This window comes from Enterobacter sp. RHBSTW-00593 (assembly GCF_013784105.1).
GTDB classification, from domain to species: domain Bacteria; phylum Pseudomonadota; class Gammaproteobacteria; order Enterobacterales; family Enterobacteriaceae; genus Enterobacter; species Enterobacter ludwigii.
Window position 1 is genome coordinate 339893 of record NZ_CP056393.1, and the last position, 21606, is coordinate 361498.

12 protein-coding genes, 2 tRNA genes and 3 rRNA genes are annotated in these 21606 nt (G+C 53.5%); 8 read left to right on the forward strand and 9 right to left on the reverse strand.

What is annotated here, in order from left to right; genetic code table 11:
- Positions 1–409 precede the first annotated feature (409 nt).
- Both crfC and HV242_RS01610 read left to right on the forward strand, forming a co-directional pair.
- Positions 410–2764, forward strand: a complete 2355-nt coding sequence (gene crfC / locus HV242_RS01605) for a clamp-binding protein CrfC (protein WP_020882809.1) — start codon at positions 410–412, stop codon at positions 2762–2764.
- Positions 2761–3639 (forward strand): diguanylate cyclase regulator RdcB family protein, encoded by an 879-nt coding sequence (locus tag HV242_RS01610; RefSeq protein ID WP_014168272.1) that lies wholly within the window; start codon positions 2761–2763, stop codon positions 3637–3639. Before crfC ends, HV242_RS01610 begins: the two co-directional genes overlap by 4 nt.
- Positions 3640–3671: 32 nt before the next feature.
- On the opposite strand, the gene kdgT is transcribed toward HV242_RS01610, so the two are convergent.
- Entirely contained in the window at positions 3672–4664 is a 993-nt protein-coding gene (gene kdgT, locus HV242_RS01615; RefSeq protein ID WP_014168273.1) for a 2-keto-3-deoxygluconate transporter, read from the reverse strand.
- Between the two features lie 649 nt (positions 4665–5313).
- Between kdgT and proP the strand changes: the two genes are divergently transcribed.
- Positions 5314–6816 (forward strand): glycine betaine/L-proline transporter ProP, encoded by a 1503-nt coding sequence (gene proP / locus HV242_RS01620; RefSeq protein WP_020882807.1) that lies wholly within the window; start codon positions 5314–5316, stop codon positions 6814–6816.
- 33 nt (positions 6817–6849) lie between these two features.
- Here proP and HV242_RS01625 read toward each other — a convergent pair whose 3' ends face one another.
- Positions 6850–7803 (reverse strand): nickel/cobalt transporter, encoded by a 954-nt coding sequence (locus tag HV242_RS01625; protein ID WP_047355931.1) that lies wholly within the window; start codon positions 7801–7803, stop codon positions 6850–6852.
- A gap of 493 nt (positions 7804–8296) precedes the next feature.
- Here HV242_RS01625 and HV242_RS01630 point away from each other — a divergent pair.
- From HV242_RS01630 to rrf, 4 genes are all read left to right on the forward strand, one after another.
- Positions 8297–9836: ribosomal RNA gene (locus HV242_RS01630) — 16S ribosomal RNA — on the forward strand.
- Positions 9837–9921: 85 nt separating this feature from the next.
- Positions 9922–9997 (forward strand) — tRNA-Glu (locus HV242_RS01635).
- A gap of 192 nt (positions 9998–10189) precedes the next feature.
- Positions 10190–13095 (forward strand): 23S ribosomal RNA (locus HV242_RS01640).
- 64 nt (positions 13096–13159) lie between these two features.
- Positions 13160–13275: ribosomal RNA gene (gene rrf / locus HV242_RS01645) — 5S ribosomal RNA — on the forward strand.
- The 16S, 23S and 5S rRNA genes sit together here with 1 tRNA gene alongside, the layout of an rRNA operon.
- A gap of 315 nt (positions 13276–13590) precedes the next feature.
- Here the strand turns inward: rrf and HV242_RS01650 are convergent.
- The 6 genes from HV242_RS01650 to aspA form a co-directional block, all read right to left on the reverse strand.
- Positions 13591–13666, reverse strand: a tRNA-Phe gene (locus HV242_RS01650).
- A 126-nt stretch (positions 13667–13792) separates the two neighbouring features.
- A complete protein-coding gene (locus tag HV242_RS01655) occupies positions 13793–14368 on the reverse strand; it encodes a transcriptional regulator (RefSeq protein ID WP_020882970.1) in 576 nt (191 codons plus the stop codon).
- 49 nt (positions 14369–14417) lie between these two features.
- The gene (locus tag HV242_RS01660) at positions 14418–16121 is read right to left on the reverse strand and encodes a protein-disulfide reductase DsbD (protein ID WP_050737606.1); all 1704 of its coding nucleotides are present in this window, start codon (positions 16119–16121) and stop codon (positions 14418–14420) included.
- Positions 16097–16420 (reverse strand): divalent cation tolerance protein CutA, encoded by a 324-nt coding sequence (cutA, locus tag HV242_RS01665; protein WP_014168278.1) that lies wholly within the window; start codon positions 16418–16420, stop codon positions 16097–16099. Before cutA ends, HV242_RS01660 begins: the two co-directional genes overlap by 25 nt.
- Positions 16421–16533: 113 nt before the next feature.
- On the reverse strand, positions 16534–17835 hold the full coding sequence (locus HV242_RS01670) for an anaerobic C4-dicarboxylate transporter (RefSeq protein ID WP_006178930.1): 1302 nt from the start codon (positions 17833–17835) through the stop codon (positions 16534–16536).
- A 116-nt stretch (positions 17836–17951) separates the two neighbouring features.
- A complete protein-coding gene (gene aspA, locus HV242_RS01675; RefSeq protein ID WP_020882968.1) occupies positions 17952–19388 on the reverse strand; it encodes an aspartate ammonia-lyase in 1437 nt (478 codons plus the stop codon).
- 335 nt (positions 19389–19723) lie between these two features.
- Here aspA and HV242_RS01680 point away from each other — a divergent pair, with 335 nt between their 5' ends.
- Entirely contained in the window at positions 19724–20188 is a 465-nt protein-coding gene (locus tag HV242_RS01680; protein WP_032679407.1) for an FxsA family protein, read from the forward strand.
- 42 nt (positions 20189–20230) lie between these two features.
- Here HV242_RS01680 and yjeH read toward each other — a convergent pair whose 3' ends face one another.
- Positions 20231–21469, reverse strand: coding sequence for an L-methionine/branched-chain amino acid transporter (gene yjeH, locus HV242_RS01685; RefSeq protein ID WP_044867014.1), 1239 nt, complete (start codon positions 21467–21469; stop codon positions 20231–20233).
- Between the last annotated feature and the right edge of the window lie 137 nt (positions 21470–21606).

Sequence of the window (21606 nt, forward strand, 5' to 3'; positions counted from 1 at the left end):
TAACACGGTGGAAAGAAATGGCAGTAAATATATCGAATATTTTATTGCAGCAAATTGCTACGCACCTCCATTTCGGATAAGGTGAAGCGACACATTGTTATTTATCTCCTGACTTCCCCGTCATTCATATCTTATGGCGGTGACGCATTACCTCTCTTTTTAGGTGGTTAAATAATGATGATATATCCTGAAGTTTCTTAAAAATGGGCCAGGCTTTTATCTTTTGGCTGTCATGCCAGAGGGAAGCTTTACACGCCATGCAAGGATAGCGATTTATTTCTGATTATCTTCAATCAGTTATATTTCGGTGAACATGTTTTCCACACGTGATCATATAAGCCTGAACAACATAATTAAAACCAGTGGCTTAATAAAAGTAATAAATTTGCGTTAAGGAAAGGCTTTTATCATGCACACACAGACCATTTTTGAATTAAGCCAGGAAGCAGAGCGTTTGTTACAGCTCGCCCTGCAAAATCTTGATACGTTGAAATCAATGCCGACGGCGAAGCTGGAAAGCACCGCCGCAGCCATTACGGGTGAAAAGAACAACGTCTTACCTTTGCATTTTAGTGCGCGGGGTGTCGAAGCCCAGCAGGCTATGCTGAATAATGAATTACGGAAAATAACCCGTCTGGAAATGGTGCTGGCAATTGTGGGCACCATGAAAGCGGGGAAATCGACCACCATTAATGCCATTGTCGGAACCGAAGTGTTGCCGAACCGCAACCGACCGATGACGGCGCTTCCGACATTGATCCGTCATACGCCGGGTCAGAAAGAGCCGGTGCTCCATTTTGCTCACGTCTCTCCTATCGATGAATTAATCCTCCTGTTACAGAAAAAGCTCTGCGATTACGATCGCGGTAAGCTGGCGCAGCGTCTGGAAATTGATAAGGACATGATTACGCTGCTGGAAAGAATTGAAAAAGGTGAGGCTTTCGAGAAGCATCACCTTGGTGCGCAGCCGATATTTCATTGTCTGAAAAGCCTTAACGACCTGGTGAGGCTCTCACAGGCATTGGGCGTCGAATTTCCGTTCTCTGAATATGCGGCCATCGAACACATTCCGGTGATTGAAGTGGAGTTCGTGCATCTCGCGGGTCTGGATGCCCACCTTGGGCAACTGACGCTGCTTGATACCCCCGGGCCGAATGAGGCCGGGCAACCGCATCTGCAAAAAATGCTGAGCGAGCAGTTATCTCGCGCGTCGGCGGTGCTGGCGGTGATGGATTACACCCAGCTCAAATCGATTTCCGATCAAGAGGTCCGGCAGGCCATTTCAGTCGCCGGTAAATCGGTGCCGCTGTATGCGCTGGTCAATAAATTCGATCAGAAAGATCGTAACAGCGACGATGAAGAACAGGTTAAAGCGATGATCTCGGGCACCTTAATGAAAGGGAATATTTCGCCGGGGCAAATTTATCCCGTTTCGTCGATGTGGGCGTATCTGGCGAACCGCGCCCGTTATGAGATGACTACCCACGGTCAGCTACCGGATCACAAGGAGCAGCGCTGGGTTCAGGATTTTGCCGAAGCCGCGCTGGGACGCCGCTGGCGTACGGAGGATTTGGACGACATCGACCATATTCGTCATGCTGCCGATTTGCTGTGGGAAGATTCGTTATTTGAACAGCCGATCCGCAAGCTTATTTATGCCGCCTATGCCAATGCATCGCTCTTCGCTCTGCGTTCGGCGTCGCATAAGCTGCTTAACTACGCCCAAAATGCCCGGGAGTACCTCGACTTCCGCTACCAGGGGCTGACGGTCGCTTTTGAGGCGCTGGAATTGAATATCGCGCGCCTGGAAGAGGACATGGCCCTACTGCATACGCGTCAGCGCGTGGTGAGCGACGAAGTGAAGCATGAAGTGGAGCAGGCGCTTAACGCCACCGCTGACTTTATGATGTCGCAGAATACTTCACTCCAGCAGGCGATTAGCCATGTGTTTAGCGCCCGCTCTGTTCTCGACCTGGCGGGCATCGAACCGCGGGATCTTCGCCGTGACGAGCCGCAGGCGCTGAAACAGCTGGTACTGGATGATGAAGGGCAGGCGCAAATTGCGCTGAGTAAAATCCGCTCCTCCTGCGAGCTGATCATGCTGGATGCGCAGACGAAGATCGGCCGGGAGCTGGCGTTACGCTTCGATCAACTGGAGTCGACGCTGGCGCGCTCGCTGAATGAAGCCATGCGGCCAATCGAAACGCGTATTAAAGAACAACTCAGCCATGCGGGTTTTCGCGCGCGGATAAGCTTCCCGGCGTTTCAGGCGCATCAACTTAACTTCAACACCCGGGCGCTGTTTAACGATGCCATTGCGCAGGATCACCGCCCGGCAGGCCAGCCAGCGGGCGCGGCGAGCATGCGTGAAACCGTCTCTCGCTGGCTGAATAACCCGGGCTGGGGCTGGGAAGATTATGTTGTTGCACGCACACGCTATGTCATTGACATTGAACAGCTGCATGAAAAATTCAAGCAGCATATCGATCAGTTCTGTGAACAAATCCGTAAAGCTTTGACCGCCCAGGTCGATGTCTCTGTTACGGCGGGGATGGCAACGTTCTTTGCGGAATTTTCGTTATGCCTGACCGGGTTACAGGAAAGTTTGCGTGATAGCCTCGCAGTACGTCAGCAAAATGAGCATTCGACCCGAGCGCTCAGCCAGCTGTTAAAGCAAAGTATCACGACTGCGACGTGGATACAGGAAGATACCCGACTGTTACGCGATGATATTCAAACCCTATTCGCGGCAGAACAACCATGACAACACAACTACTGGACGGCCCCGGGCGAACGCTGGAGTGTATTCATCCAAAATTTATGGTCGATCTGGTTCAGGGGGTGGACGCGGCGCGTCATCCCCACCCGGGACCACAACAGCTGCAGTTTCGTGAGCGTTTGACCCAGGAGATCATGACGCATACCCGGCTACGGCCCTGGGCGATGGCGGGTATGCTTAATGAAAATGCGGCGCTGCGCCTGGGGCTGGCGGAAAAGCTGGCCGGTATGCTTGACCCCGGGCACCTTGCGCTGACGCTGATGGCAGACAAATTGATTGCGCTGCGTCAGCAGACTAACCCGCGGGCCCAGCAGTCGCCCGGCCTGATTCAGCAGTACGCTGAGCTTTCCGCTCATTTTACGCAACGAGCCGCCTATAAAGAGAAGGCGCTCTCCCAGCGAGGGCTGACGGTGCAGGCGGGTGAGCACAGTGAACAAATTTTTACCCGCTGGCGAGCCGGCCACTACGATGGCTGGTCGCTGGCCGGGCGTTGCTATGTCGTCCTGGAAGAGCTGCGCTGGGGCGCATTTGGTGATGCCTGTCGCCTGGCGAATGAAGACGTGGCGGCGATGCTCAAGGATAACTTACGCAGTATGGCGGCAAACTATCTTGCGCAGGGCATCAACGCTTCTCCTTCCACCCGCCATTTCTACCATCAGTGGCTGACAACGCCCGCGTCGCCGGGATTGATAGATCATAAAGACATGCTCGGCTGGCTGGGCGACTGGTGTCAGGCGGATAACCATCCGGTGAGCTGGTCGGTGACGCAAAGCTGGCACACTGTCGCGCTGGGTATGCCGAGGCTGTGCTCGGCAAAACGGCTTGTGGATGGGATGGTGGAAGAGATTTTTGGTGGCTGAAATCCCCCTCTCACCGGGAGGGGGAGCACCGGTTAGTGGTGTGTTTCAACAGGCTTAGGCTCTGTCTGAACCTCAGCAACATGTCCGACACGTTTTGCGTACAGTGCGGTGATGATGGGAACCAGAATCGCAGTTACAATCACGCTGGCTGCAACCAGTGCCGTCGCGGACGCGGCCACCGGTTCAAAAGCCGGGTTAATCTGCGCAATGATTACCGGGTTGGCCACGGCTGCACCTGCGGCTGAAGAGGCGGCGATCCCCGCCGTTCCGTTTCCTCCCCCAATGACCCGGTCGGCAATAATCAGCGGAATACCGGTGATGATGATAACCGCCACGCCCAGCACGATACCCAGCAGACCCGTATCGAGGATGACATTCAGGTTGATGGTGTTACCCAGCGCAAAACCGAAGAACGGGATCAGCACCGGTGTGGCTTTGCTGAAGAAATCACGCAGATCGTGATCCAGGTTACCCAGAGCAAAACCGATCAGGAAGGGCAGGATCGCGCCGATAAAGTGGTGGGGTTCAAAGGACGCCAGGCCAGCAGAGCCCAGAATCAGCATGGTCATCAGCGGGCCGGACTCCAGAGACATCAGGACAAATGCACCTGACTCTTCTTTGGTGCCGTACTGGTTCATCAGGCTGGCATACAAACCGCCGTTGGTCATATCCATCGCAGAGACAATTGCCAGAACCGATAATCCGGCGAAGAATCCGGTCTGAATTCCATTCTCCGGAATGAACATCGCACAGATCATTGCCACTACCCAGGCCACGGCAATTTTCGTAATCACCAGCGTGCCGGATTTCCGTAATACGGTGCCTGTTGCCCGTAAATTAATTGAGGCGCCGATACAAAAGAACCAGACGGCCAGAATGGGAACGGTGCCCGTAATCATCCCTTTTGTGAACCCGCCAAAATAAGCGCCGGTTTCAGGAGCCAGGGTATTCAGGATAGCGCCCAGTACAAGCGGAACCAGCATCATACCGCCCGGTATGCGTTCAATCGTGGCTTTAATCTTCATAGATAACCCTCAAATCGTATCCCGCATGGCGGGCGGCAAAAACTAAAAAATAAATCAATAAATTCAATGAATTGAATGTCTTTGGGTTCGATGGTGTCATTACCCATGCAATAAAACTAAAAAAGCGATACTGGTAAACGCGGTGCCACAGCACCGGGAATGTGGTATTCGGAATTATCATGCGATCATTGGAATGATGATTCAATGAAAATAAAACAGTGTTTTAGTTATCTGCATCACATATTGACGTAAACGTTTTAAACGCGCGTCGGAGGGTTAGAATTTATGTAAATCTGATGTGAAGTAATGGGGTTTCATTTTCCGTTGTCCGGGAAATAATGACGTGTGTGAGGATGTGTTTTTATGGCGATTGAGAACGTGTAGATTTGCGCTAATTGACAAAAACTGCAGCCAGCTGACGTAACATAAATATATGTGTGAAGTTGATCACAAATATAAACGCTGGTAGGGTAAAAAGGTCATTAACTGCCCAGGCAGGCGTCAACAGGTTCGGTTGTATCGACGTAAAACGTCAATGTAAGTAAACCTGCTACGCTTGAATAAGGCGATTCGCATGGAGCGGATCCCATGGTTCACAGATCGCATACGGGACTGTGAAACGGACAGGGCCGAGTCTACGAGGATAGCTATGCTCAGAAGGAAAAAAATCAAACCCATCACGCTTCGCGACGTCACCATTATTGATGACGCCAAACTGCGCAAAGCGATCACCGCCGCCTCGCTGGGTAATGCGATGGAATGGTTCGATTTTGGTGTTTACGGCTTTGTGGCCTATGCGTTAGGTAAAGTGTTCTTCCCCGGCGCCGACCCCAGTCTGCAGATGATTGCCGCGCTGGGTACGTTCTCCGTCCCCTTCCTGATTCGCCCGCTGGGTGGTCTGTTCTTCGGTATGCTTGGCGATAAATATGGTCGCCAGAAGATCCTTGCTATCACCATTGTCATTATGTCGATCAGTACGTTCTGTATCGGCCTGATACCGTCCTATGCCAGCATCGGCATCTGGGCTCCGATTCTGCTGCTGCTTTGTAAGATGGCCCAGGGCTTCTCCGTAGGCGGTGAGTATACGGGTGCCTCTATTTTTGTCGCAGAGTATTCCCCGGACCGTAAGCGCGGCTTTATGGGAAGCTGGCTGGACTTCGGCTCGATTGCCGGGTTTGTCCTGGGTGCGGGCGTGGTGGTGCTGATTTCTACCGTCGTCGGTGAAGAGAACTTCCTCTCCTGGGGCTGGCGTATTCCGTTCTTCCTGGCGCTGCCGTTAGGGATTATCGGTCTTTACCTGCGTCATGCTCTTGAAGAAACGCCGGCGTTCCAGCAGCACGTTGAGAAGCTGGAGCAGGGCGACCGAGAAGGGCTGCAGGATGGCCCGAAAGTCTCCTTTAAAGAGATTGCGACGAAGCACTGGCGCAGTCTGCTGACCTGTATTGGTCTGGTCATCTCCACGAACGTGACCTACTACATGCTGTTGACCTACATGCCGAGCTATCTGTCGCATAACCTGCACTATTCAGAAGACCACGGTGTGCTGATTATTATCGCCATCATGGTGGGTATGCTGTTTGTGCAGCCGATTATGGGGCTGTTGAGCGACCGCTTTGGCCGTCGACCGTTCATTATTCTGGGGAGTGTCGCGCTGTTTGCCCTGGCAATCCCGGCCTTTATTCTGATTAACAGTAATGTGCTGGGGCTGATTTTTGCCGGTCTGCTGATGCTGGCGGTGATCCTCAACTGCTTTATCGGGGTGATGGCCTCGACGCTGCCTGCAATGTTCCCGACACACATTCGGTACAGTGCGCTGGCGGCTGCCTTTAACATCTCGGTGCTGATTGCCGGTCTGACCCCGACGCTTGCCGCCTCGCTGGTGGAAAGTACGCAGAACCTGATGATGCCGGCTTATTACCTGATGGTTATCGCGGTGATTGGTTTGATTACCGGTATTACCATGAAGGAGACGGCGAATCGTCCTCTTAAAGGGGCCACGCCTGCGGCGTCTGATATCCAGGAAGCGAAAGAGATCCTGCGCGAACACTACGATAATGTAGAGCAGAAGATTGAAGACATTGATGCAGAGATTGAAGAGCTGCAGCAAAAACGCTCCCGCCTGGTGGACCAGCATCCACGAATCAACGAGTAATAAAAAAACCCGCCGTTGGCGGGTTTTCTTTTATTAACAGCCTGCGGCGATGTAATCGCCATTGGCGCTGATGGGGAGTACCGTCAGGAACAGCACGGTCGCGAACAGGATCAGGACTATCCCTCCGGCTATTTTAAAGACCGGAACCAGCCAGCTGAGTGAAGCCCCGCCGCCAAACCAGGCCACCGTCCGCTCTCGGGCATAACGTACCGCCAGTGACAGGCCCATAATCGACAACGCCGTTCCCAGCGACATGGTCATGACCGCGGCCATCCCCCAGGTAACAATACCCAGCGCATTTGAAAACATCAGGATCATGATCGCCCCGCTGCACGGGCGCGCACCAATCGCCAGTATGACGCCCAACCGGGTTTTCCAGTCGCCTTGCGCCAGATCTGCACCTACACCGTGATGACCACAACCACAGTGTTCATTATGTTGATGAAGGGGCGTGATGGCTGAGATAACCATCCGGCGAGGTCGCAGGCTTTTCAGCGCCTGGTAAATGACAAATACACCAAATGCACCGATGAGCACCGCGCTGATCTTCTCGACGTACCAGCGGCTGGTACTGATATCCCCCGATGCGAGGTTAAACCCTACCGCCAGAATAAAGACAAAGAGAATGGCGCTGACGCCCTGCATCAGGCTGCCAAGAAAAGGAACGACCCGGGCGGCCCGTTCGCTTTCTTTATTTGTCGTGAGGTAGGTCGTCACAATGAATTTCCCATGCCCCGGCCCGATGGCGTGCAACACGCCATAGAAGAAGGCGCCGGTTAATAGCCATAACCCGCCGCTGTACTGGTGGTTGTTAAGCTGGAGCAGGTACATCACCAGATAACGGTGCAGGGTAATTTGCGTGGCAAGGCACCACTGAAGAAAGGTGTTCCAGTGCGTATGCAGGGTAAACCCGGCTAAGAGGATCGCCAGCAACATGATGCCTGCTGTAGGAAGGCGCCAGTCACGCGTCAGTTGTTGTGTGGTCATGGGGTGGCCTGGTGGGGGAATATTTGTCGCTAGTATAGTTGATCTTGCCTGTTAATCCGTAGGATCGCACAGAGATCCCGCCTCAATTGTGGATAAGTCTGTGCGTAAAAGGGTATAAAGCGGGGTTTTGCTGGGGAATACAGCAGTCAGTCATCTTTTTGCAACTTTTAGGTTGCGGCCTGCTGAGAACTCCCTATAATGCGCCTCCATCGACACGGCGGATGTGAATCACTTCACAGATAACCCGGTCGGTTGAAGAGAAAAAATCCTGAATTTCAGGGTTGACTCTGAAAGAGGAAAGCGTAATATACGCCACCTCGCGACGGTGAGCTGTAAGCCGCGTCGCAACTGCTCTTTAACAATTTATCAGACAATCTGTGTGGGCACTCAAAGTGACATGGATTCTTAATGTCTCCGGACACTAAATGAATACCAAGTCTCTGAGTGAACATACGTAATTCATTACGAAGTTTAATTCACGAGCATCAAACTTAAATTGAAGAGTTTGATCATGGCTCAGATTGAACGCTGGCGGCAGGCCTAACACATGCAAGTCGAACGGTAGCACAGAGAGCTTGCTCTCGGGTGACGAGTGGCGGACGGGTGAGTAATGTCTGGGAAACTGCCTGATGGAGGGGGATAACTACTGGAAACGGTAGCTAATACCGCATAACGTCGCAAGACCAAAGAGGGGGACCTTCGGGCCTCTTGCCATCAGATGTGCCCAGATGGGATTAGCTAGTAGGTGGGGTAACGGCTCACCTAGGCGACGATCCCTAGCTGGTCTGAGAGGATGACCAGCCACACTGGAACTGAGACACGGTCCAGACTCCTACGGGAGGCAGCAGTGGGGAATATTGCACAATGGGCGCAAGCCTGATGCAGCCATGCCGCGTGTATGAAGAAGGCCTTCGGGTTGTAAAGTACTTTCAGCGGGGAGGAAGGTGTTGTGGTTAATAACCGCAGCAATTGACGTTACCCGCAGAAGAAGCACCGGCTAACTCCGTGCCAGCAGCCGCGGTAATACGGAGGGTGCAAGCGTTAATCGGAATTACTGGGCGTAAAGCGCACGCAGGCGGTCTGTCAAGTCGGATGTGAAATCCCCGGGCTCAACCTGGGAACTGCATTCGAAACTGGCAGGCTAGAGTCTTGTAGAGGGGGGTAGAATTCCAGGTGTAGCGGTGAAATGCGTAGAGATCTGGAGGAATACCGGTGGCGAAGGCGGCCCCCTGGACAAAGACTGACGCTCAGGTGCGAAAGCGTGGGGAGCAAACAGGATTAGATACCCTGGTAGTCCACGCCGTAAACGATGTCGACTTGGAGGTTGTGCCCTTGAGGCGTGGCTTCCGGAGCTAACGCGTTAAGTCGACCGCCTGGGGAGTACGGCCGCAAGGTTAAAACTCAAATGAATTGACGGGGGCCCGCACAAGCGGTGGAGCATGTGGTTTAATTCGATGCAACGCGAAGAACCTTACCTACTCTTGACATCCAGAGAACTTAGCAGAGATGCTTTGGTGCCTTCGGGAACTCTGAGACAGGTGCTGCATGGCTGTCGTCAGCTCGTGTTGTGAAATGTTGGGTTAAGTCCCGCAACGAGCGCAACCCTTATCCTTTGTTGCCAGCGGTCCGGCCGGGAACTCAAAGGAGACTGCCAGTGATAAACTGGAGGAAGGTGGGGATGACGTCAAGTCATCATGGCCCTTACGAGTAGGGCTACACACGTGCTACAATGGCGCATACAAAGAGAAGCGAACTCGCGAGAGCAAGCGGACCTCATAAAGTGCGTCGTAGTCCGGATTGGAGTCTGCAACTCGACTCCATGAAGTCGGAATCGCTAGTAATCGTAGATCAGAATGCTACGGTGAATACGTTCCCGGGCCTTGTACACACCGCCCGTCACACCATGGGAGTGGGTTGCAAAAGAAGTAGGTAGCTTAACCTTCGGGAGGGCGCTTACCACTTTGTGATTCATGACTGGGGTGAAGTCGTAACAAGGTAACCGTAGGGGAACCTGCGGTTGGATCACCTCCTTACCTTAAAGAACCTGCCTTTGTAGTGCTCACACAGATTGTCTGATGAAAAGTAAATAGCAAGGCGTCTTGCGATTGAGACTTCAGTGTCCCCTTCGTCTAGAGGCCCAGGACACCGCCCTTTCACGGCGGTAACAGGGGTTCGAATCCCCTAGGGGACGCCACTTGCTGGTTCGTGAGTGAAAGTCACCTGCCGACATATCTCAAAACTCATCTTCGGGTGACGTTTGAGATATTTGCTCTTTAAAAATCTGGATCAAGCTGAAAATTGAAACGACACACAGTTAATGTGTGTTCGAGTCTCTCAAATTTTCGCAAACCGGTGATGAATCGAAAGAAACATCTTCGGGTTGTGAGGTTAAGCGACTAAGCGTACACGGTGGATGCCCTGGCAGTCAGAGGCGATGAAGGACGTGCTAATCTGCGAAAAGCGCCGGCGAGGTGATATGAACCTTTGACCCGGCGATGTCCGAATGGGGAAACCCAGTGTGATCCGTCACACTATCGTTAACTGAATACATAGGTTAACGAGGCGAACCGGGGGAACTGAAACATCTAAGTACCCCGAGGAAAAGAAATCAACCGAGATTCCCCCAGTAGCGGCGAGCGAACGGGGAGCAGCCCAGAGTCTGAATCAGCTTGTGTGTTAGTGGAAGCGTCTGGAAAGTCGCACGGTACAGGGTGACAGTCCCGTACACGAAAGCACACAGGCTGTGAACTCGAAGAGTAGGGCGGGACACGTGGTATCCTGTCTGAATATGGGGGGACCATCCTCCAAGGCTAAATACTCCTGACTGACCGATAGTGAACCAGTACCGTGAGGGAAAGGCGAAAAGAACCCCGGCGAGGGGAGTGAAAAAGAACCTGAAACCGTGTACGTACAAGCAGTGGGAGCCTCTTTTATGGGGTGACTGCGTACCTTTTGTATAATGGGTCAGCGACTTATATTCTGTAGCAAGGTTAACCGTATAGGGGAGCCGAAGGGAAACCGAGTCTTAACTGGGCGTTAAGTTGCAGGGTATAGACCCGAAACCCGGTGATCTAGCCATGGGCAGGTTGAAGGTTGGGTAACACTAACTGGAGGACCGAACCGACTAATGTTGAAAAATTAGCGGATGACTTGTGGCTGGGGGTGAAAGGCCAATCAAACCGGGAGATAGCTGGTTCTCCCCGAAAGCTATTTAGGTAGCGCCTCGTGAATTCATCTTCGGGGGTAGAGCACTGTTTCGGCTAGGGGGCCATCCCGGCTTACCAACCCGATGCAAACTACGAATACCGAAGAATGTTATCACGGGAGACACACGGCGGGTGCTAACGTCCGTCGTGAAGAGGGAAACAACCCAGACCGCCAGCTAAGGTCCCAAAGTCATGGTTAAGTGGGAAACGATGTGGGAAGGCACAGACAGCCAGGATGTTGGCTTAGAAGCAGCCATCATTTAAAGAAAGCGTAATAGCTCACTGGTCGAGTCGGCCTGCGCGGAAGATGTAACGGGGCTAAACCATGCACCGAAGCTGCGGCAGCGACACTATGTGTTGTTGGGTAGGGGAGCGTTCTGTAAGCCGTTGAAGGTGTCCTGTGAGGGGTGCTGGAGGTATCAGAAGTGCGAATGCTGACATAAGTAACGATAAAGCGGGTGAAAAGCCCGCTCGCCGGAAGACCAAGGGTTCCTGTCCAACGTTAATCGGGGCAGGGTGAGTCGACCCCTAAGGCGAGGCCGAAAGGCGTAGTCGATGGGAAACAGGTTAATATTCCTGTACTTGGTGTTACTGCGAAGGGGGGACGGAGAAGGCTATGTTAGCCGGGCGACGGTTGTCCCGGTTTAAGCATGTAGGCGGAGGTTCCAGGTAAATCCGGTTCCTTGTTAACGCTGAGGTGTGATGACGAGGCACTACGGTGCTGAAGTAACAAATGCCCTGCTTCCAGGAAAAGCCTCTAAGCATCAGGTAACATCAAATCGTACCCCAAACCGACACAGGTGGTCAGGTAGAGAATACCAAGGCGCTTGAGAGAACTCGGGTGAAGGAACTAGGCAAAATGGTGCCGTAACTTCGGGAGAAGGCACGCTGATATGTAGGTGAAGCCCCTGCGGGTGGAGCTGAAATCAGTCGAAGATACCAGCTGGCTGCAACTGTTTATTAAAAACACAGCACTGTGCAAACACGAAAGTGGACGTATACGGTGTGACGCCTGCCCGGTGCCGGAAGGTTAATTGATGGGGTTAGCGGCAACGCGAAGCTCTTGATCGAAGCCCCGGTAAACGGCGGCCGTAACTATAACGGTCCTAAGGTAGCGAAATTCCTTGTCGGGTAAGTTCCGACCTGCACGAATGGCGTAATGATGGCCAGGCTGTCTCCACCCGAGACTCAGTGAAATTGAACTCGCTGTGAAGATGCAGTGTACCCGCGGCAAGACGGAAAGACCCCGTGAACCTTTACTATAGCTTGACACTGAACACTGGTCCTTGATGTGTAGGATAGGTGGGAGGCTTTGAAGCGTGGACGCCAGTCTGCGTGGAGCCAACCTTGAAATACCACCCTTTAATGGCTGGTGTTCTAACGTAGACCCGTGATCCGGGTTGCGGACAGTGTCTGGTGGGTAGTTTGACTGGGGCGGTCTCCTCCCAAAGAGTAACGGAGGAGCACGAAGGTTAGCTAATCCTGGTCGGACATCAGGAGGTTAGTGCAATGGCATAAGCTAGCTTGACTGCGAGAGTGACGGCTCGAGCAGGTGCGAAAGCAGGTCATAGTGATCCGGTGGTTCTGAATGGAAGGGCCATCGCTCAACGGATAAAAGGTACTCCGGGGATAACAGGCTGATACCGCCCAAGAGTTCATATCGACGGCGGTGTTTGGCACCTCGATGTCGGCTCATCACATCCTGGGGCTGAAGTAGGTCCCAAGGGTATGGCTGTTCGCCATTTAAAGTGGTACGCGAGCTGGGTTTAGAACGTCGTGAGACAGTTCGGTCCCTATCTGCCGTGGGCGCTGGAGAATTGAGGGGGGCTGCTCCTAGTACGAGAGGACCGGAGTGGACGCATCACTGGTGTTCGGGTTGTCATGCCAATGGCACTGCCCGGTAGCTAAATGCGGAAGAGATAAGTGCTGAAAGCATCTAAGCACGAAACTTGCCCCGAGATGAGTTCTCCCTGAGACTTTAAGTCTCCTGAAGGAACGTTGAAGACTACGACGTTGATAGGTCGGGTGTGTAAGCGCAGCGATGCGTTGAGCTAACCGATACTAATGAACCGTGAGGCTTAACCTTACAACGCCGAAGATGTTTTGGCGATGAGAGACGATTTTCAGCTGATACAGATTAACAGAATTTGCCTGGCGGCTTTAGCGCGGTGGTCCCACCTGACCCCATGCCGAACTCAGAAGTGAAACGCCGTAGCGCCGATGGTAGTGTGGGGTCTCCCCATGTGAGAGTAGGGAACTGCCAGGCATCAATTAAAAGAACCCCGTACCGTATGGTGCGGGGTTTTTTGCTTTGGGGCGCGAAATACACATCTGAATACCCCAAAGAGTGCAGCCAGACAAGGCGAAGCCACGATACGGTAACCCCAAACCCCATCATCTCCCTTCAGGATCCCCCAAACACTTCAGATCAGTACGGAATTTAGCGTGCACAGGACCACTTTAAGCGCCATGAAATACTGCAGGAACAGGTTTACGAGGATGTGACCAGAGAGTGGTTACAGGAGAGTTTATCAGACGCAGAAAAGCAAAAACCCAGCCATAGGCTGGGTTCTTTAAATAGTGGTGCCCGGACTCGGAATCGAACCAAGGACACGGGGATTTTCAATCCCCTGCTCTACCGACTGAGCTATCCGGGCAACGGAGCGCATTAAACCGCAATCGCGCCTGATCGTCAACACTATTTCGGGAAAAGCCGTTCAACTGCTTAACTTTGCGGCAATCTGACGGTTTACGCGCCGAACAGGTCAAATTCTTCAGACAGATTACGTCAGCGCACCACCCATACGACACTGCGCAAAACGCAGGATATCTTCGGCCAGACGGTGTGCTGTATCCACATCGGCCTGGCTACGGTTTACCAGCATGCGGCTCAGGCAACCTTCCAGTACCAGCTCCATCTGCTTAGCGACCATCGCCGGGTCATCCACTTCGAGCGTGGTCAGCAGTTCGTGCGTGAAATCATGCGCCGCCCGCTTTTGCTGATCCGCCAGTTGATGGATAGGATGGCCGGGGTCAGGGTAGAAGGTGCAGGCGGCAATAAACAGGCAACCCGGATAACGGTTGTTGCTTACGCATTCGCTCAGGGCGGTATAACGCGCCAGCAGCTTTTGCTCCGCAGTCAGTTCTTCATTTAACATCAGCTGCCTGCGCCAGACATCAACCTGCTGGCTGAGATAACGCAGGGCATCGTAAAGCAGCGCCTCTTTATCCGGCCAGAAGCGCATGAGTTCATCCAGAGGATAATCAATACGGTCGGCTACCATCTCAAGCGTGGTGCTGGCGATCCCTTGAATCTCAAGTAATTGCAGGGCTTGTCCCAGTACGTCTTCGCGTTGCACGGTTATCTCCTCCGTTATTCCCAACGGTTTGTCCCGTTTCAAGTGTTGTTTACGGTTGGCGATTGCGCAAATGCGCGCTGAATGCCGTCGCGTCCATAAACCCGGTTACACGCTGTGCGGGCTGCTCCTGGCCCTGTTCGTTGAAGAACAGAATGGTTGGCAGACCCAGCACGTTAAGTTGCTTCAGCAGTGCCTTATCCGCTGTACTGTTGGCGGTGACGTTTGCCTGGAGCAGAACCGTCTCTTTCAGTGCACCTTGCACCTGCGGATCGCTAAACGTGTACTTTTCGAATTCTTTACAGGCGACACACCAGTCCGCATACAGATCCAGCATGACCGGTTTGCCTTTCGCCTGCGCCAGTGCGCTGTTGAGTTCATCCACGTTCTTTATCTGGATGAAGTTCAAATGCGCCTGCGTTTGTCCCGCGGGTGTGCCAAATGCCCAGTCCTGCAGTGGCCGTACGCTCACCAGCGCGGCGGCGAGCAGGAGGATTTGCACCAGACGCATCCACGGCTTTTTCGCTGCCAGGCTTGTGATAAACGCCCAACAGAAGAAAGCAACACCGAGCATTGCCCACAGGCGCATCCCCCAGACGTCGCCGATAATACGCTCGAGCAAGAACACCGGCAGCGCCAGAATGACAAAACCAAACGCGGTTTTCACCGTCTCCATCCACGGGCCGCTCTTGGGCAGCAGACGGTTGCCAAATACCGTTACCAGAATCAATGGCAGACCCATTCCCAGCGCGTAGAGATACAACGTACCACCGCCGAGCCACATGTTACCGCTCTGGGCAATATACAGCAGGATCGCGCTCAGTGGCGCGGTAGTGCACGGTGAGCAAATCAACCCGGCGATGGCACCCATCACGAACACGCCGCCCGGGGAACCACCCTGCTGACGGTTACTCATCAGCGTTAAGCGAGTCTGCAACGCGGACGGCAGCTGTAAGCTGAAAAAACCAAACATCGACAGCGCCAGCAGAATAAATACGATCGACAGGCCAGCCAGCACATAAGGGTGCTGAAGTGCAGCCTGGAACTGCAGTCCGGCAGCAGCAACCACGAGGCCAAGTGCGGTGTAGGTTAACGCCATACCCTGCACGTAGATAAAGGCCAGCAGCAGGGCGCGTGCGGTTGAAAGACGTTGCTTGCCGCCAAGGACAATCCCGGAGATAAGCGGATACATGGGCAGCACGCACGGCGTGAAGGCGATGCCGATACCAATCAGTAAAGCCCACAAGGCGGAGAAGGGCAGCGCTGTGCGACCGTCGTCCTTCACCCCGGTGCTCTCCCCTGCGGGAAGAGCAGGCATACTGGCGGCCGCTTTAACTTCGCTCAGCGGAATGACTTTGGTTTCCGGCGGATAGCAGAAGCCTGCATCAGCACAGCCCTGATACGTGACGGTCACGGTGGCGCCTTTATCGGCCTGATTGACCGCCACGGGCACGCTTAACCGCTGGCGATAGATTTCACTTTTGCCGAAAAACTCGTCTTCATGCCACTCGCCCGCAGGCATCTGAAGTGGGCCTACCTTTGCCTGAGCAGGCGTGATGCTGACCTGCTTGCGATAGAGGTAATACCCCTCTTTTATCTGCCAGGTAAGATTCAGGTCATGCTGATCTTGTTGAAAATCGAAAACAAATGCCTGGTCGGCAGAAATAACGTTCGAACGGCCGGGAGCGTCAAATAACCCGGCAAAAACTGATGTGCTGCACAGCAGCAGGATCAGCGTAAGGAAGCGTTGAGCCATGAGAGATAATCGTTGTCGCCGTGGACCACTGGCAATACCAGCAGTTCGGGGGTTTGATAAGGATGATGAGATTTGAGGCAGTCCAGGAGTGCCTGCTGGTTCGCCAGATTGGTTTTGAGCAACATCTGGACTTCGTACTCCTGCTCCAGTTTACCTTCCCAGTAGTAAAGGGAGGTGGCGCCAGGAAGGAGCGTCACGCAGGCTGCCAGTTTTTCGGCCAGCACTTTGGCGGCGAGATCCTGGGCAGAGGCTTCATCAGGGGCGGTACAAAGGACAACAACAGCATCAGGCGTGTTCACAAGTCGACCTCCTCATCACGAAAGTCTTCACTATATCACGCAAGGCTATTGGTCATTAATGAAACGGGCCGCAGAGCGGCCCGTTTTTAACTATTTTTACAACCCATCATTGTTTACAGCACGATGCCGCCAATGATAAAGCCGAGGATCACGCACAGCGAGATAGCCACCACGCCCGGGATCAGGAACGCATGGTTAAATACGTACTTACCGATGCGAGTCGAGCCAGTGTCATCCATCTCAACCGCCGCCAGCAGGGTTGGGTAGGTGGGTAAAACGAACAGTGCAGAAACGGCAGCAAACGAGGCAATAGCCGTCAGCGGGGTAACACCCAGCATCAGCGCCGCAGGCATCAGGGCTTTGGTGGTGGCCGCCTGAGAGTAAAGCAGGGTTGCGGCAAAGAACAGCACCACAGCCAGGAGCCACGGATAGTTGTGCAGCAGGTCGCCCGCAACGGTCTGGATATCGCTGATGTGAGCTTTCACGAAGGTATCACCAAGCCAGGCCACACCCAGTACACACACGCAGGCGCTCATACCGGATTTAAAGGTGCTGGCGTTGAGCACTTCGCTGGTGTCGATTTTACAGGTGATGCTGATCAGCGTGGCGATAGTCAGCATGAATACCACAATCGCTTCGTTACGCGGCAGGACCGGGTTCTGGATCAGACCCACGGTGTCACTGATGGCGGTTGCGTAGAACATGACCGCAACGATACCGATCAGGAACAGCAAGACGGAGCGTTTTGCATGCGGCTTCAGTTCGAAGACCTGGCTACCACGCAGTTTCACTTCACCTTTTGCCAGACGCTCCTGATAAACCGGATCGTCTTTCAGTTCGGCGCCGAGGAAGTTACACAGCACGGCGGTGATCATCACTGCAATCAGCGTCACCGGAATACAGATGGCCAGCAGCGTCAGGTAACTCACGCCCATAGGCTCAAGGATACCGGCGAAGAAGACCACCGCAGCGGAGATAGGTGATGCGGTAATCGCAATCTGGGACGCGACCACGGCAATCGAGAGTGGACGAGACGGACGGATGCCCTGCTCTTTCGCCACTTCGGTAATGACCGGCAGCGTGGAGAAGGCGGTGTGGCCAGTACCGGCGAGAATGGTCATAAACCACGTCACCAGCGGGGCAAGGAAGGTAATGTATTTTGGATGGCGGCGTAACATACGCTCCGCCAGGCTCACCAGGTAGTCCATACCGCCTGCCACCTGCATGGCTGCGATAGCGGCAATAACCGCCATGATGATTTCGATAACGTCAAAAGGGATTGCGCCGGGTTTAATCTGAAAGATAAGGGTAAGTACGAGCACCCCGAGACCGCCGGCAAAACCAATGCCGATACCCCCGAGTCTTGCTCCCAAATAAATCGCCAACAGGACGATGACGAGTTCTGCTCCAAACATAAGGACCTGCCTTGCTTATTAACAAGTTGATATTGAATTGTTGTATTTTGGTAACGCCTATAAAGAAAAAAGGCACGTCACAAGTGACGTGCCTTAAGGAAGCCTAGCCTGAACTGCTACTGTTCGCTTTCATCGGTATATCGTTTCGCTTTGTATGCCGGGTGCATCAGGTTCTGGGCCGAGAAGATATCGTCCAGCTCGGCTTCGGTCAACAGTCCACGCTCCAGAACGACTTCACGCACACTCTTACCTGTTTCGGCGCAAATCTTACCGACGATGTCGCCGTTATGGTGGCCGATGAACGGGTTGAGGTAGGTGACGATGCCGATGGAGTTGTAGACATACCCTTCACAAACTTCTTTGTTTGCGGTGATGCCATTAACGCATTTCTCCAGCAGGTTGTAGCAGGCGTTGGTCAGAATGTGGATGGATTCAAACATTGCCTGGCCGATGACCGGCTCCATGACGTTCAGCTGCAGCTGGCCGGCTTCAGAGGCCATGGTCACGGTTGTATCGTTACCGATGACTTTAAAGCAGACCTGGTTCACCACTTCTGGCACTACCGGGTTCACTTTCGCCGGCATGATGGACGAACCGGCCTGCAGCTCTGGCAGGTTGATTTCATTCAGGCCAGCGCGTGGGCCGGAAGAGAGCAGGCGCAGGTCATTACAGATTTTGGAAAGTTTCACTGCCAGACGTTTCAGGGCGCTGTGAACCATAACGTACGCGCCGCAGTCGGAGGTGGCTTCAATCAGATCTTCTGCAGGCACAACCGGCAGGTTAGAGACTTCAGCCAGCTTCTGTACCGCCAGCTGCTGGTAACCGTCCGGCGTATTCAGACGCGTGCCGATGGCGGTTGCGCCCAGGTTCACTTCCAGCAGCAGCTCGGAGGTGCGCAGCAGGTTTTTAGTTTCTTCGTTAAGCAGCACGTTAAACGCGTGGAATTCCTGACCGAGGGTCATCGGAACCGCGTCCTGCAACTGGGTACGACCCATTTTCAGGATGTCCTGGAACTCAACGGCTTTGCGCTGGAAGCCATCACCCAGCTGATTAATGGCGTCCACCAGTTTCACCACGGAGGCATACACCGCGATACGGAAGCCGGTTGGGTAGGCGTCGTTAGTGGACTGACATTTATTAACGTGGTCGTTCGGATTCAGATACTGGTATTCACCTTTCTGATGACCCATCAGCTCCAGGCCGATGTTTGCCAGTACTTCGTTGGTGTTCATGTTGACGGAGGTGCCCGCGCCGCCCTGATAGACATCGACCGGGAACTGATCCATGCATTTGCCGTTGTTCAGCACTTCATCGCAGGCAGCGATAATCGCATTTGCCGCGCTTTTCGGAATGGTTTGCAGCTCTTTATTGGCCAGTGCTGCGGCTTTTTTCACCATCACCATGCCACGTACAAATTCAGGGATGTCGCTGATTTTGTTGTTGCTGATGTAGAAGTTTTCAATCGCTCTCAGAGTGTGAACACCATAGTAGGCATCCGCTGGAACTTCCCTGGTACCCAACAAGTCTTCTTCGATACGAATGTTGTTTAACATGTGAACCTTCTTTTCAAGCTGCCGATGGATTGTACTAAACACACAGTATTTATGTGGTTTTGAATATTTTCTGACCGACGATTATTCCCTCAATCAGCCAGATGTTCGAGATCATATGCTGATGATAGCGAATTGCCGTAATCTGGATCACTTATTATCGACCCGATTCCATGATAATTATTAATCTGTGAAATGAGTCACCGCTTTAAAATTTCCAGAAAAAATATCCGTGCAAACCGATTGAATTTTGGCTAACCGTCACCATTTCTTACAGACGCGTTTCGCGAACACATTCAGACAGGGGCCTGAGGGCACCTGCCACACAGGAGATGCCAGTGCGCTGGATACCATTTATCGCTTTCTTTCTCTATGTTTACATCGAGATTTCAATTTTTATCCAGGTCGCCCATGTACTGGGTGTCCTGTTAACGCTGATTCTGGTGATTTTCACTTCGGTGATCGGCATGTCGCTGGTGCGTAATCAGGGTTTCAAAAATTTCCTGATAATGCAGCAGAAGATGGCCGCAGGCGAAAGCCCGGCCGCAGAGATGATCAAAAGCGTCTCGCTGATTATTGCTGGCCTGCTGCTGATCCTGCCGGGATTCTTCACTGACTTCCTCGGCCTGCTGCTGCTTCTGCCGCCGGTGCAAAAACACCTGACCATGAAGCTACTGCCGCATCTGCGTTTTAGCCGTATGCCGGGCGGTGGATTCAGCACAGGGCCGGGTGATACTTTCGAAGGGGAGTATCAGCGTAAAGATGAACAGCGCGACCGTTTAGACCATAAAGACGATCGGTAAAAGAGGCCAGGCCCGGTAAGCGAATCGCTACCGGGCTTTGTTTTACAGGGTGCCGCGTTTCGGTAAAAACAGCCACAGCCCCGCCAGCATGCTAATCGCATACAGGCTTTTCCACCCCACCATCGCCAGCAACAGCAGGCAAAGCACGCCACCAACCACTGCCAGCGCTTTATAGCGACCTTTCAGCAGACGACAACCCGCCAGCATGCACAGCAGGTAGATCATGATGAAAATCCCGTTGGCGTACACGATCAGGGCATCAAGATTGATATTCAGCCCGTAAATACATAGCGAACTCAAGACGCAGCAGCCCAGCACGGTATTAAGCGCATTCAACGGCAGCTGACGTTTAGACAGGCGCGCAAGGCGGCTCTCTGGTCTACCAAGCGCCTGTGACCATACCAGACGCGCAAAGCTCTGGATGTAGATATTGAGGCTGGCAAAACAGGCCAGATAGCCAATAACACAGGCGACCCACAGCGCTTTCAGACCAAACAGTTGCACCACAATGCCCGGCAGCGAGGCAGCGGCCGCTTTATCCGCGGCGAACGCGTTGAAATGCAGTACCAGCACGGTACAGGCCCAGTAAACGGTACCTGCTAACAGCAGGCCAATCATCAGGGCGCGCGGGAAATCCCGTTCCGGTTGTTTAAACTCAGAGGCCAGATGGGCGAACGCCTCCAGCCCGACAAAACACCAGAACATTACCGACAGCGCAGCGAACAGCTGCGAATGGTTGACGTCACTTACCGCGGGGAAGGGGATCTCCTTCAGCGTAATATCCCCTTTCCACCAGATGGCGACAATGAGGGCCACAATCAGTATTGCAACGACGGTTTGCAGGTTGGCACTCGAGCTGGCACCCCGTGAGCCGACCCACCAGACGATGGCCAGCGTACCCAGCTCGGCCAGCAGCAGTTGCTCGTTATGCCAGCCAAACAGCGCCTGGCCAAAACCGGTCGCGATATGCAACGCTGCCGGTAGACCGACCGGAATAACAGAAAGAAACAGCCAGCCGGTGACCCGCTCCAGTCGCGGACCAAACGCCATACCGACAAAGTGCGCTACGCCGCCCGCGCTGGGGAAATGCCGTCCGAGGATGGCAAACACGACCGCGACCGGAAACACCAGCACAATCAGCACTGGCCACGCCCACAGGCTATTATTGCCGGCCACCAGAGCTGCCAGCGCGGGTACCGCAAACACACCCGTACCTAACAAGGAGGTCGACAGCAGACCCACGCCCTGCGCCAGTCCCAACTCCTGTTTTAGTCCACTCATTGACATCGCCCTGCCACGATCAAAAGAGAGGCGATGGTAACACTTTCGCAAATTTTTTTTCGTCTGCCCCTTGAAGGGGGAAAAAGCTATCCCCATCTCTCAGGGCACTAGTCGGAAAACCGCGTGCGGACCGGCGT

Coding starts and splice junctions, on each gene's coding strand:
- HV242_RS01660 (WP_050737606.1), bottom strand. CDS start 16,121: ATGGCTCAACGCTTCCTTACGCTGATCCTGCTGCTGTGCAGCACATCA.
- HV242_RS01610 (WP_014168272.1), top strand. CDS start 2,761: ATGACAACACAACTACTGGACGGCCCCGGGCGAACGCTGGAGTGTATT.
- aspA (WP_020882968.1), bottom strand. CDS start 19,388: ATGTTAAACAACATTCGTATCGAAGAAGACTTGTTGGGTACCAGGGAA.
- HV242_RS01670 (WP_006178930.1), bottom strand. CDS start 17,835: ATGTTTGGAGCAGAACTCGTCATCGTCCTGTTGGCGATTTATTTGGGA.
- HV242_RS01625 (WP_047355931.1), bottom strand. CDS start 7,803: ATGACCACACAACAACTGACGCGTGACTGGCGCCTTCCTACAGCAGGC.
- crfC (WP_020882809.1), top strand. CDS start 410: ATGCACACACAGACCATTTTTGAATTAAGCCAGGAAGCAGAGCGTTTG.
- yjeH (WP_044867014.1), bottom strand. CDS start 21,469: ATGAGTGGACTAAAACAGGAGTTGGGACTGGCGCAGGGCGTGGGTCTG.
- kdgT (WP_014168273.1), bottom strand. CDS start 4,664: ATGAAGATTAAAGCCACGATTGAACGCATACCGGGCGGTATGATGCTG.
- proP (WP_020882807.1), top strand. CDS start 5,314: ATGCTCAGAAGGAAAAAAATCAAACCCATCACGCTTCGCGACGTCACC.